This is a genomic window from Coleofasciculus sp. G3-WIS-01 (assembly GCF_040223135.1).
Taxonomy (GTDB): domain Bacteria; phylum Cyanobacteriota; class Cyanobacteriia; order Cyanobacteriales; family Coleofasciculaceae; genus Coleofasciculus.
Genome location: NZ_JAVJZI010000270.1, coordinates 42,032 through 55,452, shown reverse-complemented (window position 1 = coordinate 55,452; position 13,421 = coordinate 42,032). Strand labels below are relative to the sequence as shown.

General features: G+C 46.1%; 9 protein-coding genes. 3 read left to right on the top strand and 6 right to left on the bottom strand.

The genetic code is table 11. The features are described from left to right. Positions 1-9 precede the first annotated feature (9 nt). The 3 genes from RIM23_RS28800 to RIM23_RS28790 all read left to right on the top strand — a co-directional run bounded on the left by RIM23_RS28800 (position 10) and on the right by RIM23_RS28790 (position 7,107). Positions 10-2,682 carry a glycoside hydrolase family 10 protein gene (locus tag RIM23_RS28800; protein WP_446371670.1) on the top strand — a complete coding sequence of 891 codons (2,673 nt, stop codon included), beginning with the start codon at positions 10-12 and terminating at the stop codon, positions 2,680-2,682. 436 nt (positions 2,683-3,118) lie between these two features. Continuing rightward, complete coding sequence (locus tag RIM23_RS28795; protein WP_446371668.1) at positions 3,119-4,222, top strand: RRXRR domain-containing protein; 1,104 nt, start codon at positions 3,119-3,121, stop codon at positions 4,220-4,222. A 308-nt stretch (positions 4,223-4,530) separates the two neighbouring features. Then, positions 4,531-7,107, top strand: a complete 2,577-nt coding sequence (locus RIM23_RS28790; protein WP_446371666.1) for a ShlB/FhaC/HecB family hemolysin secretion/activation protein — start codon at positions 4,531-4,533, stop codon at positions 7,105-7,107. Positions 7,108-7,164: 57 nt separating this feature from the next. Here RIM23_RS28790 and RIM23_RS28785 read toward each other — a convergent pair whose 3' ends face one another. The 6 genes from RIM23_RS28785 to RIM23_RS28760 all read right to left on the bottom strand — a co-directional run bounded on the left by RIM23_RS28785 (position 7,165) and on the right by RIM23_RS28760 (position 13,294). After that, complete coding sequence (locus RIM23_RS28785) at positions 7,165-7,611, bottom strand: DUF29 domain-containing protein (protein WP_446371664.1); 447 nt, start codon at positions 7,609-7,611, stop codon at positions 7,165-7,167. A gap of 96 nt (positions 7,612-7,707) precedes the next feature. Continuing rightward, positions 7,708-9,279, bottom strand: coding sequence for an NAD(P)H-quinone oxidoreductase subunit N (locus RIM23_RS28780; protein ID WP_446371662.1), 1,572 nt, complete (start codon positions 9,277-9,279; stop codon positions 7,708-7,710). 144 nt (positions 9,280-9,423) lie between these two features. Next, on the bottom strand, positions 9,424-10,170 hold the full coding sequence (locus tag RIM23_RS28775) for a PEP-CTERM sorting domain-containing protein (protein ID WP_446347532.1): 747 nt from the start codon (positions 10,168-10,170) through the stop codon (positions 9,424-9,426). Positions 10,171-11,091: 921 nt separating this feature from the next. After that, positions 11,092-11,550: a DUF29 domain-containing protein gene (locus tag RIM23_RS28770; protein ID WP_446371660.1), complete on the bottom strand. Its 459-nt coding sequence runs from the start codon at positions 11,548-11,550 to the stop codon at positions 11,092-11,094. Positions 11,551-11,827: 277 nt separating this feature from the next. After that, entirely contained in the window at positions 11,828-12,667 is an 840-nt protein-coding gene (locus RIM23_RS28765; RefSeq protein ID WP_446371658.1) for a carbohydrate ABC transporter permease, read from the bottom strand. A gap of 57 nt (positions 12,668-12,724) precedes the next feature. After that, positions 12,725-13,294: a 5-formyltetrahydrofolate cyclo-ligase gene (locus RIM23_RS28760; RefSeq protein ID WP_446371656.1), complete on the bottom strand. Its 570-nt coding sequence runs from the start codon at positions 13,292-13,294 to the stop codon at positions 12,725-12,727. Positions 13,295-13,421: the final 127 nt, after the last annotated feature.

Sequence of the window (13,421 nt, the reverse complement as noted above, 5' to 3'; positions counted from 1 at the left end):
ATCAAGCTTATGAAGAAATGGGTTGTTGGCACTGCGATCGCGGCAACAATCAATACCCTGCTAGGATTACCCGGAGCGTTAGCTCAAACGGTAAACTTGGGGGTGGTAAAAAGTCCTGATAATCAAGCCGATTGGTCAGATATTACCAGTCGCTTGCAGTCAACGGGTGTGGATTACTGTGTTATTGATTTGACCCAGGTTGCTCAACTTTCTAATCTGGAAAATACTCAACTCCTATTTTTACCCAATATTGAACGCCTCGAACCCGAACACCTAGCAACTGTGCAAGAGTGGATGCGTCAAGGGGGGCGGATCATTGTCAGTGGTCCTGCGGGCATTTTATCTCAACCTGAGGTTCGCAATCGCTTGCGATCGCTCTTGGGTGCCTATTGGGGATTTGGTCTGAGTACACCGTCTAAATTGGAACGATTATCAGTGTCTTCGCCAAGGTGGATACCCAATGCGGGATTGATGGAAGAGTTGCAAGGGGGTGTGGTGATTCCCGCCAGTTTGGAGGCTCAAACGGCGGCTGTATGGAATCAGCCGGAAAATCCCCCCGCCGTGGTAACGACGGATCAATCGATTTTTTTGGGCTGGCGCTGGGGAGTGGATGGGGAAGCCGCCGCACAGACGGATGTGGTTTGGCTGCAAGCGGCGCTGAGTCGTTATAATATTACGCCGACGCCTGGAAAGATGCCGAATTCATCCCCACCGAATTGTGTTAAAAGTCAATCCTTGGCGGCGACTCCTGTACCCGCAATCAGTCGAGATCCAAAACGCCAAGATAACCTCTCCGCCAGCAATCCGACTCCTGTTCCCAGCGAAGGCGATCGCTTAGTGCTTCCCGCCCAAACTCCGGGCAATAATCGGGGTATCCTGACTCCCAATGAAGTTACGGCGATGAGTCGGGAGTTGCAAAACTTAATGGGTCGGGTGGAAAGTACATTATTAACGGCTAATGCTCACAATAGTGAGGTTGGCTTGCTCACTCAAGAGAGTATCGAGTCATTAGAGGGGGTGAGTGCCAAAGAAGCCGAACATGAGACTCAACGGAATTCCCATCCAAATCGAACCACGGTTTCGGCATTAGCCCAAGCGAGAATTGGGTTACAAAACTTTCTGGGTGCGGTTGAGCAACAGGACTATACGGCGGCGCGACAACAATGGATTAATGCCCGACGGCTTCTCTGGGATAATTATCCCATGGCTCGTCAACTTGCCCAACCGGAAATTCGGGCAATTTGGTTAGATCGAGGGACAATTGTCAAGGCAAAGACTAAACAGGATTTAGTTAAACTCTTCGACCAATTGGCAAAGGCGGGATTTAATACCGTTTTCTTTGAAACTGTTAATGCTAGTTATCCGATTTACCCCAGTCAGGTGGCTCCTGAACAAAACCCTCTGGTACGCGGCTGGGACCCTTTAGAAGCCGCCGTGGACTTGGCTCATGAACGGGGGATGGAGTTACACGCTTGGGTGTGGATTTTTGCGGCGGCGAATCAGCGTCACAATGCTCTATTGAATCAGCCACCTGATTATCCGGGTCCAGTTTTATCGGCTCATCCCGATTGGGCGATTTTTGATAAGCAGGGACGTTTGTTTGATCAGAATACGAGAAAGGCATTTTTTGATCCCGCAAACCCAGAGGTGCGGGATTATTTAATGGCGCTGCTCGAAGAAATTGCCAACCGCTATGACGTAGATGGGATTCAACTGGATTATATTCGTTATCCGTTTCAAGATCCGAGAGTGAATCAGACTTATGGGTATGGGGTGGCGGCGCGTCAGCAGTTTAAGGAACGGACAGGGGTTGATCCGATTGAAGTGTATCCTAGCTCGCGCCAATTATGGCAACAATGGACAGACTTTCGTATCCGCCAAGTGGACAGCTTTGTCGCATCGGTATCGGCGCGTCTGCGCGAGCAACGTCCTGATTTGATTCTATCGGCTGCTGTATTTGCCCTCCCCCTAGGGGAGCGTCAGCAACGATTGCAGCAAAACTGGGAAGAATGGGCTGTTCAGGGGTATATTGATCTGGTTGTACCGATGACCTATGCTTTGGATACCGAAGGGTTGCACAGTCTCGCCCAACCGTTACTCACGGAATCAACACTTAACGAAGCGTTACTGATTCCAGGAATTCGTTTGCTGAATTTACCCGATGTTGTAGCAGTTGACCAAATCCAACTGCTGCGGGATTTACCCGCCGGGGGGTATGCTGTGTTTGCGGTTGAGAATCTTAACGATAATTTACATCGTATTTTCCAACAGACTCAGGGTCAGCCTGAGTCCACCTCAACCGAGCCAATTCCTTACCGTCAGCCGTTCCCAGTCGCCATGACTCGATTTGCCGCACTGCAACGGGAATGGAACTTTTTGGTCACGAATGAGCAAATCGCCATTCATCAAGACGCCTTTACTGAATGGGTGGCTCAAACAGAAAAGCTGAATCAGGCGCTCAATCAACTCGCCATGGAACCCTCACAACAACATTGGCAAAACGCCAAAGCCGCCCTCGCCGCGTTCCGATCTCAATTCCCCCAATGGATGCAGCAGCAAGGGATGCGCCACCCTTATCAAGTTCAGGTGTGGGATAATCGGCTGGCAACAATTGAACGGTTATTGAATTATGGGGGACGAACCACTTTGCCGGAAAATTCGTCGGATGCGATTAAACGTTAATAAGTGAAACTATTTGCCGACATTTGGCTTAAGAGCATGATAGTTTGTGTAAGGTAAACTATTTTGGGCAGCTAAGGCGCTCCCTATGGGTCTAGCAAGAATTAAGGTTCAGAATAGTGGTCTCCCGCATCAGTCTCAACTTGGGACACAAGTTTGATTGTTTCCCAACATCAGATCTGGGTAAGATCCCGATGGAGTCGGTTGCACAAAGGACATCTTAGGTCAACTACTCACGGTTACTTCGTTGAACCGTGAGCTTGGAAGAATCAGATTCCAGTAACAGTTGTCTACCACATGAGTTTCTAGATGGTACGCACCTCCGGATGTTTTCCTAGTTCGGAAAAACTGCAAGACCTCTGATTAGGTCGCCTTAAGAGGGGACATCTTTCTAGAAATGGCGGTAAGGAACAAGTAACTTGTATAAGGATTATCTCCTATGCAGCGAGTACCAGTAATTTCACCGGGCGGACATCCGCTAATGCCAACCATTGCATCAAGAGCTAGGCGTTGGCTCAGACAAGGAAAGGCAAAAGTTTATCCGAATGACTTGAATGTGTTTGCAATTCAACTTATATTCAACCCGTCTGGGCATGACACTCAGGACGTAGCTATTGGTATCGATCCCGGTAAACTGTTCAGCGGCGTTGGGGTTCAGAGTTATAAGGCAACCCTGCTCAAGCTGCATCTAATTCTCCCGTTCCCCAATGTCACAAAAAAGATGACAGCAAGGCGGATACTCAGGAGAGCTAGACGCGGACGAAGAATCAATCGCAAACTGCCTTATGACCAACGGTGTCATAAAGCCAAACGGTTTGATAACAGAGTCCACAAGAAACTACCTCCAAGTATTAGAGCTAATCGCCAGTTAGAACTGAGAGTAGTCAAAGAAATAGTTCGACTATTCCCTATCTCTAATATTGTTTACGAGTACATCAAAGCTCGTGGTGACAAAGGTTTTAGTCCGGTAATGGTTGGTCAAAAAGTCATGTTGAAATGGCTGGAGAAGCTGGCGCCAACAACTACTCAGTACGGCTGGCAAACCTCTAATCTCAGGCAGTGGCTAAAGCTGACCAAGGAAAAAACCGACAAGTCAAAAGCTGTGGCAGAAACTCACAGCAATGATGGTGTGGCACTGGCTGCTAGTCATTTTGTTAAGTGGAAAGAATGGCATGACAAAAATGCACATGGAGGCTATTGGGATGGTCAAGTGGTTGCCACTGTAGCCCCCTTCAAGGTGATAGCTAGAGTAGGTGTTTACAGGCGTCAGCTTCACTTCGAGAATCCCGACAGCCACAAACCCAACCTTAATCAATATCGAAAACGCAAGGGTGGAACGATAACACCGTTTGGGTTTCGTTCCGGTGACTTTGTTCAAGCTGAAAAAGCGGGAAAAACCTACAGGGGTTGGGTTGGTGGATATACCCAAACAGCCAAGTCAAAAAAAGTATCAGTCTATGACCATAACTGGAAAAGAATTGGGCAATTCTCCCCCAATAAAGTTAAATTGCTCAAGCGCTCATGCCGATTATGCGTGGCTTAGGGGAAAGGTATTGGATGCCTCTATTCTTCCGGCATCTCGCTATCCCTCCTCGGTTTACGAGAGTTGAAACCGAGGAGTCCCGCGAACACGTTGAGATAACAGTAAGGGATTGGGAGAAGACTCCGAAAATAGGTTGATTGTTCACGCAGTACTTGCTCGTTCAAAGTCGAGTTTTTACCTTGATGAAGTGGTATTTGCAGTTTAATGTTTTTGTAGGTTTGCTTTCAGTTCTGACCGGAATTGGTAGCGCAACTATGGCTTTTGGTGAAACACCATCGAAGGTCACTGACTCAACCTCAAAGGAGGTAATGGCTCGCCCAGTCCGTGGTCAAGAAACGTCAAAGGTGGGTACTGTGCAGGGTAAACCTGTCAAGTCTCCTGCTTCACGGGTTAAACCGACTACATCTGTGGTGATTAAGCCTCAGTCTTTGAAAATTAAACCCACAACCTCTACATCAACATCCCTCAATCCCCCGAATCTCAAACCTCAAGCTGTCAAACCCCAAGCGCCCAAACCTGCCCGTTTGCCGATCGTAACCCTTCATGATCCTGGCGTACACAGGTCTTCAGGTTTAGAAGACTCAAATATTGTTTTACATGCAGATAGGCTAGAGGCGATTCTGTTTGATCCCATTGTTTTACCGGGGGATAGTCTTAATCCTACCCAGGATGATCCCACTGTCTTTCCCACCGCCACTATTTCTTTGTTCCGTCACCAGTTGGCTCATTTTCAGGGTGGGATGGTAGATGTAAATGATCATAGCCATTCCCAAAGACTTGTGATTAAGCCTGTCCCAAGTAATCGGGACAACCGGCAAGTGTCTATTCTTGCTGTTGAAGATTTTCTCACTCCTGATTCCCCAGAGGTAGAGTCAAAACCTGGGGATGTAGAGGAAAGGAGAATACAGGTTCTGGATAGAAGTAATTTAGAGAGTAACTTTTCACGTCAATCTGAATCAAGGACAGATGACCCCACTGTATCGGGGACTCAAATTCATCCCACTCACTTAAAACCAGAAAATCGACAGGCGGCGAGTTTAGCACCGTCTCAGATTCACCCGGCGCGTCTCCAACCGGAAAATCGGCAAGGGGTGAATCTGGGCGTTTTCCCAATTCAGCCTCTAATCGGACAATCTGAACCGTTGCAATCGACTCAACCCGAAACCGTGAATCATCAGCAACGCCGCCAACACTCATCGGTTACGGTAGAGAAACCTAAATCCACTCCCAGTAGTAACGTAGTTTGGCAACCTTTATCCTCCCAGAACCGGAATCAGTCGCCAATCGTTGAGAGTCGCCATGGAATTAGTTTGATCTCGGCGAACACTAAACAGAATGGTGACACCCCGCCTGAAGAGAATCAGATTTCAGTTCAAGAGATTAATGTCACTGGGAGTACAATTTTTGGGGAGGCTGAACTTAACCCGATTATTGAACCGTTTGAAGGACGTACTGTCACGTTGGCAGAACTCAGAAGTGTGGCGGATGGGATTTCTCAACTGTATCTGGAACGAGGCTACATTACCTCTAGGGCGGTTTTGGTGGAAGAAACCCTGAACACAGATGTGGTAGAAATTCGGGTGATTGAAGGGAGTCTGGAAGAGATTCAGGTGGAAGGAACACGACGGCTGAATCCGAGTTACGTGCGATCGCGCGTCCGATTGGGGGCGGATACACCCCTGAATACAGGCGAGTTAGAAGATCAATTGCGCTTGTTACGAGTTAATCCCTTATTTGAAAATGTGGAAGCCTCCTTGAGGGCGGGAACCGGATTGGGACAAAGTGTTCTTGTGGTGCGGGTTACTGAAGCCGATCCCTTTGAAGGAAGTGTCGGTATTGATAACTATTCCCCTCCCAGTGTAGGTTCTGAACGCTTAACTACGAATGCCCGCTATCTCAATCTAACCGGAATTGGGGATGAGATTTCGGCACAATACAACCGCACAACGGCGGGTGGTGCCCATACCTGGGATTTTAATTATCGTGCGCCAATCAATGCGATGAATGGTACGGTGCAGCTGCGAACATCGTTTAATGAAAATGAAGTGGTCGAAGAAGATTTGCAGGAACTCGGTATCCAAGGAGAATCCGATCTGTATGAAATTAACTATCGCCAACCCTTAATCCGCACACCGCGTCGAGAATTTGCTTTATCCTTAGGATTTACCCATCAAGATGGTCAGACATTTATTTTTGACGGAATACCGCAAGGGTTTGGGTTTGGACCCGATGAAGATGGTGTTAGTCGCACCAGTGTATTTAAGTTTGGACAAGAATACACCCTACGTCAAACCTCTGGGGCGTGGGCATTTCGTTCCCTATTTAGTTTTGGCACTGGCTTGTTTGATGCTACAGAAAATTCCGATCCTGATCAGGCTAATTGCCCCCCTGAGGGGGATTGCCCCGATGGTCAATTTGTTAGTTGGTTGGCTCAAATCCAGCGGGTGCAAATTCTGAATCCGGATAACTTTTTAATTATTCAAGCGGATCTCCAGTTAGCCTTTGATAGTTTATTGCCAGCTCAACAATTTGTCATTGGTGGCGGTCAATCGGTACGAGGATATCGGCAAAATGTGCGGGCGGGAGACAATGGATTTCGCATTTCCGTAGAAGATCGGATTACGTTAGAACGGGATGAATCGGGTATTGCCACATTTGTCTTAGCACCATTTTTTGATGTCGGTTATGTTTGGAATCGAGGGACGAATCCGAATGAATTATTAGACCAGACATTTATTGCTGGGTTAGGGTTAGGTATATTGTGGGAACCTTTGCCTAATTTAAACCTGCGGCTCGATTATGGTTTGCCCTTGGTTGATTTAGAGGATCGCGGGGCAAATGCTCAGGAGGAGGGCTTTTATTTTAGTGTGAATTACAATTTCTAACTGGGCGGCACAAGTAGGGGTTTGGTAACCAAACCCCTACGGCGGTTGCTATATCCTTCAAGATTCTCCAGATTCATCAACAACAAACCAATCTTCATCTAGGGCTTGTTCTAGAGAAATGTAAGCATCCTTGGGCAGTGAAAACAGCTTAGAAACCGACTTAATCGCCACAGGATATGCTTTAGCATACATCGCGTCTAGTTCCGGTTTTAAGCTGGGACTGTCTTCTAAACGCTGTTGAATTTGAGCGCGAAAATTGACAATTTCAGCAGCCATAAGATTTCCTGAATACTCTTTCTCGGCTTCCCAATAGGATAATTTTAACAGATGTTCTAATAAACGGGTTAAAAGACTTAATACAGCTCGTCTCTCACTTTTACCCATACTTTCTAATTCTTCTATCAAATTATTCCAATCAACCTGATTAAAATTACGTTCTCGTAATTGGTTAATCGTTTCTTGAATCCATTGATAATAGTCTGTTTTATATCGCGTTTTTGACATGGTATTCTTCTCCTATCAGTTTATCTCATATTTAATATAAGTAATAATTCTCTGTCGCTGCACTAGATCCCCGACTTCTAAAGTCGGGGATCTAAATTAATCTCGCGGTAAATTCGCATCCAAAGATGCAATCGGTTGGGTGTGAGATTGAGCTTGGATCACCGAAGAGTGCAGCATGGACGTATTTGTCACTGAATTATTGGCGAGGGTAAATAGGGGATTAGACAAAATTCCCGCCAGAGAGGTGACAACAACAGAAAGAACTAAACCCACTTGTAATGGACGCATTCCGGGTAAATTCCAGCGAATTTCCGGATAATTTTTCACCGCGTCGGACATTTCTTGGGGTTCTTTAACCACCATCATTTTGAGGACGCGGATGTAGTAGTAAATGGAAACTACAGTGGTAATTAGACCTAGCAAAACTAAGCCATACAATCCGGCTTGCCAGCCTGCCCAAAACAGGTAAATTTTACCGAAGAATCCCGCTAAAGGTGGAATTCCGCCTAAGGACAGTAAACAAATACTTAATCCTAATGTCAGCAGGGGATCTTTCTGATACAATCCCGCATATTCGCTGATTTGATCGGTACCGGTTCGCAGGGTAAACAGAATCACGCAAGCAAAACCACCTAGGTTCATGAACAAATAAACCAGCAGATAGAAAATCATACTGGCGTAGCCTGCATCCGTTCCCGCAATTAAGCCAATCATGACAAAGCCAGCTTGGGCAATGGATGAATAGGCAAGTAGGCGTTTCATGCTGGTTTGGGTGAGGGCTACCACATTCCCTAACACCAGACTTAAGATAGCCAGGGCGGTGAAGACAAAGTGCCATTGTTCGCTAACCAGAGGAAACGCGGTTACCAGTAAGCGGATGGCGAGGGCGAAGCCTGCGGCTTTAGAACCGACAGACAAGAAGGCGACAACCGGAGTCGGAGAACCTTCGTATACGTCAGGGGTCCACTGGTGAAACGGAACCGCCGAAATTTTAAAGGCAATTCCCGCGATCGCAAACACTAAAGCAATTAAAATACCCAAGGATGGGGTAGATTCTAAACTAGCAATCCCGGTGGCGATTCCATTTAAGGTAGTTTCGCCGCCAGATAAGCCGTATAGCAAGGATAAGCCATACAGAAACACCCCAGAACTCGACGCCCCAATCAGCAGGTATTTCAGCGCCGCTTCATTGGAACGAGGATCACGCTTCATGTATCCCGTCAACAGGTACGACGAGATACTCAGCGTTTCTAGGGAAATAAAGATGGTAACCAGTTCATTCGCACCACTGAGACACATCGCCCCCAAGGTAGCGGTAAGTAAAATGCCGATAAACTCAGCTAACGAGGTACCCGACTGCTGCACATAGCGAATCGACAGCAAAATCGTTACCGCCGTCGATAAAGCGATGATACCGCGAAAGGCGATACTCATGGCATCCCCATTAAACCCGCCAAAAAAAGCTAGAGGTTGGGCAACATCCCAGCGATAGTACAGGGCGACTATGGAAACCAGTAGTCCACCAATGGCGACGTAAGGCAGGGTATTAGCAGAACGTTTACCCGCAATCAGATCAATGCCTAAAACCAGTAACAGGGTAATCACGACGATTCCCTCTGGCAGAATCAGTCCAGCGTTAAGCTGGGCAACAATAGTAGCAAAATCCATTATGGTCTATGGTTAGGGTCCTATCCAGAGAGTAACGTTCTGATCATATCGGTGATTGGCACTGATTGTAGAGACGTTGCATGCAACGTCTCTACCCAACCAAGATTGAACGCCACAGCCAAAGGAATCCGAATCAGATGTCGGTTAATCCTTTTGCTTGGAATTTTTGCGCCCTCTAGAATGCTGTCGCTTCAGCAATCCGCCAATGCCGAGGGCTGTCGCTGAACCCAAAATAGTCAGAGGTTCGGGTACGGGTTCATAAGCAATATTATCAACGGCACCACTGCCAGGGAGAAATACATCTAAGCGCTGAACCAAGGTGTTATTGAAACCGGTTACGCTTTGAGTTTCGTTGTTACCTGCACCCTGAACTGAAAATTGCTGGACTTGCTGAGTTCCCGCCGCATCAGCATAAGTTGTGATCGTAACATTGTTGCTTTCATCGATGTCTAGAAGTCCAAACTGTTCTAGACGAACTAGGCGATTAAAGTTAAAGGTGATCGTACCACCAAAGCGGGAATCATCCGGGTCAGCGGAGTTATTATCTTCACTAATAATTAGGGCATTCCCAAAGTTAAAGTCTGGAGAGGGGAAGAATAAGTCATCATCTTCACCTGAACAATTACTCGCTGGTCCCCCATCGCAGAAGGTATCAAAAATCATCAGTTCGCGAGGGTTTCCACCAGTGTTTCCCTGACCTGACACAGAGAGTGTAGCCGCTTTTGTCGTTTCACCCGTCAGGTTTTGACCCACCTCAAATTCGGAAAAGTCAATGACTTTAATGCCAGCGGCTTTAACTGGATTCGCGTTGAGGGTGACGAGACTGAGAACGGCTCCTGCGGTAGCCAGGGTCAAGGTTTTGTTGATGGTTTGAGCTAGATTGAATTTCATGTCGATTACTCCTTAGGACTGAGAGAAGATTGAACCAAGTTTAGGCAACTTGGATTTTTATTTATTGGAGGTTTAGTTCCTTGATTTAACTGTAACTGGTTGTTTGGGGTTTTGTGGTAAACTTACGGTGAAGAAAACTGGAAATTGTGTAAAGCGTTGATAAAACTAAGTTAGTTTTTTTCATGGGTCATCTGTCCTTGTGCCTTATTTTTAACTGTCACATCTATGGTATGAATGGTTTGGGTAGCCCGACTACAATAAGAAGCAAGATTGAATTTAATGTCGATTATTTCAATGCTTTGGGGATGAGTAAATTCAGTCACCAGAGCTTCTTTATTGATGTAACTATTTCTGAAGCCTAACCTGATTTACAGGGATTTGTGGTGAAGCTAACGTGAATAAAGGTAGGAGTGGTGTAAAGTCTTGACCCGAATCAGTAGAGACAGGATATGTCGCGTCTATACAGGCGATGGATAATCGGCTTGTGCCATCTGATCAACTGTCATAACTGTATGAATAGTGACTGGGACTGTCCCACTACAATAAGAAGCAAGATTTAATTTTAATGTCGATTATTCCAAGGCTTTGGGGATGAGTTACTCTAGTCCCCAGAGTCTATTTATTAGTGGAATTATTCCTGAAGCGTAACCTAATTGACGGGGATTTGTGGTGAAGCTGTTGTGAATAAAGCTGAGAGTTGTGTAAAGGTTTAATTAAGAATCCGTAGGGACGCAATTTTTTGCATGGGGGGGAGAAAGGGGAGAGAGGTGCAAGGAATTTGTAGGGTGGGTTAGGCGGAAACTCAATCAAAACCAGTAACCGTTGAATGAACTACCCGCCGTAACCCACCAAAAATCATGGGGGTACTTGCTTGTCACCCCTTCAGCGTTCCGCCGGAACGTCTCTACCAAATGATGTGTCCTAACCGCTATGGCGGTTGCTATACGAACCCTGTTCGGGTAAAAATTCAGGGGATAAGATCTCAGTTAGGGTATAAGGACAAGTTTCCGGAAATGAGGATAATCCAGTTTCTTTTTCGGCGCTAAGAGTAGCGAGGGGGTAGGTTTTTTCGAGGGCATTATCGAGACTGGATTTGAGACTGGGGTTTTCTTGGAATAGCTTCTCTAAGCGAAGACGTTGCTCTTTAATGGTTAATTGCCAACTACGAGAGCGCAGATTAGGTTGAAATTGCCATTTGAGTAAATGCATAACCAATAGTTCTAATCGGCTTTCGAGTTGTCGCTTTTCACTACGTCCCATGTCTTCTATTTCTTCAGCAATGTTTTGCCAGTCTATTTGATGGATTTTTCCAGTTCTTAGTAGGTTTGCTTGTTCTTGCGTCCAAGCATAAAAGTCATTTTCGTAGGATATTGAAGTCATGGCTTATATTGCCTGATTGATTGCCTGTTAATTTATAATATATTAATTCGCAAAAAAAATGACAATAAAAACATTGTTTTATCCCCTAAGCTCTTACCCGTACAGGGGCAGGTTTAGTTAGATTATCAGCGTATGCCATAAGTTATAGCAACCGCCATGGCTGTTAGGACACATCATTTATGTAGAGACGCGCCATGGCGCGTCTCTACAATGGTGCCGAACGTCCTAATCGATGTGTCTATTGCTATATCTGTAAAACCCGCCCAGACAAAACAATCTACCCTTTCACACCACTCCCACTATCATTAGGTACGATATACCGCTGCATCAGAATAAAAAATAGTAAAACCGGGGCAATAGAAATAACTGAACCGGCGGCAATTAAACGCCAATCGAGGGAAAAGGTTCCAGCTAATCTAGCAACGCCTAATGGTAAGGTATAATATTCAGGTCGATCCAGAACGATTAGGGGCCAGAGAAAGTCACTCCATGAGCCAATAAAGACAAAGATAGCCAAGGTAACTAACGCCGGACGAACGGCTGGAATCATCACATGCCACCACAATCCTAACTCCGAACAGCCATCCATCCTAGCCGCTTCTTCGAGTTCTTTGGGAACACCTTGAAAGGCTTGGCGTAATAAGAAAATGCCAAAGGCTGAGGCTAAGTTGGGGAAAATGATGCCTAAATAACTATTCCGTAAGCCAAGCTGCACCATCAAAATGTAGAGGGGAATCATCACGATTTGGAAGGGAATCATAATCGTGGAAACGACAATCGCAAAAATGATATCACGTCCGCGAAAATTGAGTCGGGCTAAGGGATAAGCCGCCAGAGAACAAAAGAGGAGATTTAACGTAACAGTGAGAATAGCAACAATGCCGCTATTCCAGAGATATTGACCAAAGGGATTCGTTTTCCAGACTTTGATATAGTTTTCAATTGTCGGTTGACTCGGCAACAGTTGAGGTGGAAAGGCAAAGATATTCTCTGTGGAAGACTTCAATGATGTGCTAATTAACCAGAAGAGGGGAAACAGCATCACCAACGCGATCGCACTCAAGAGAATATACGTCCAAATCCTTTGCCAAATCTGTTTTCCCGGCGTTTTACTCATCGTATTTTTGCTGTAGGGGGAGGACAATGAATCTTTAAGGCGGTGCGTTACGCTTTGCTAACGCACCCTACCAAAAATCGTTATTCCTGTTTCCGTACAAACCCCATTTAAAGGTTGGTCCCACTCATCGATAGGGAGTTGGGGCAAGAACGCAAAATCAAAGATAATTCCTATGGTAGGCTTAGATATCCATTCCTCCGAACTCAGCAGGCGATCATAAAATCCACCCCCATAGCCTAAACGATAGCCTCGGCGATCGCACGCTACCCCTGGCACTAAGATTAAATCCACGTCATCAGGCTCTAAGGTAGGGGAATTGGCATGGGGTTCAAAAATACCATAAGCCCCGGTTTGTAGGGCTTCTCCGCACTTCCAGCTATGCCAGAGAAGAGATTTGCCGACACACCGAGGGAATCCCCAACATTGTTGGGTATCGGTAAACAGGGGATGGAGATCAGGTTCTTGGCGAAAACTAAAATAAGCCAGGATCGTTTTTGCCTGAGTGAATAGGGATGAAGACTGAAGCTGGGTAAATACGCGATCGCTCTTTTCTCGCCAGTCATCCTTTGTCATGGCTTGTCGCTGTTTCAGCAGTCGCTGACGTAATTGTTTTTTGTCATTCGTCATTTGTCATTTGTCATGGAATAGGGAAATGTAGAGGAATGGCAATGATTTAAGCTTAATGGCACTGAAAATTTGCATTTTTGGATCACCGAAACCCTCGATATACCGTAGGGTGGGCATTGCCCACCAG

Excerpts from the sequence above, each read along its gene's own strand:
- RIM23_RS28785 (WP_446371664.1), bottom strand. The coding sequence starts at position 7,611 with ATGTCAAAAACGCGATATAAAACAGACTATTATCAATGGATTCAAGAA.
- RIM23_RS28790 (WP_446371666.1), top strand. The coding sequence starts at position 4,531 with ATGGCTCGCCCAGTCCGTGGTCAAGAAACGTCAAAGGTGGGTACTGTG.
- RIM23_RS28795 (WP_446371668.1), top strand. The coding sequence starts at position 3,119 with ATGCAGCGAGTACCAGTAATTTCACCGGGCGGACATCCGCTAATGCCA.
- RIM23_RS28760 (WP_446371656.1), bottom strand. The coding sequence starts at position 13,294 with ATGACGAATGACAAAAAACAATTACGTCAGCGACTGCTGAAACAGCGA.
- RIM23_RS28770 (WP_446371660.1), bottom strand. The coding sequence starts at position 11,550 with ATGACTTCAATATCCTACGAAAATGACTTTTATGCTTGGACGCAAGAA.
- RIM23_RS28765 (WP_446371658.1), bottom strand. The coding sequence starts at position 12,667 with ATGAGTAAAACGCCGGGAAAACAGATTTGGCAAAGGATTTGGACGTAT.
- RIM23_RS28780 (WP_446371662.1), bottom strand. The coding sequence starts at position 9,279 with ATGGATTTTGCTACTATTGTTGCCCAGCTTAACGCTGGACTGATTCTG.
- RIM23_RS28775 (WP_446347532.1), bottom strand. The coding sequence starts at position 10,170 with ATGAAATTCAATCTAGCTCAAACCATCAACAAAACCTTGACCCTGGCT.
- RIM23_RS28800 (WP_446371670.1), top strand. The coding sequence starts at position 10 with ATGAAGAAATGGGTTGTTGGCACTGCGATCGCGGCAACAATCAATACC.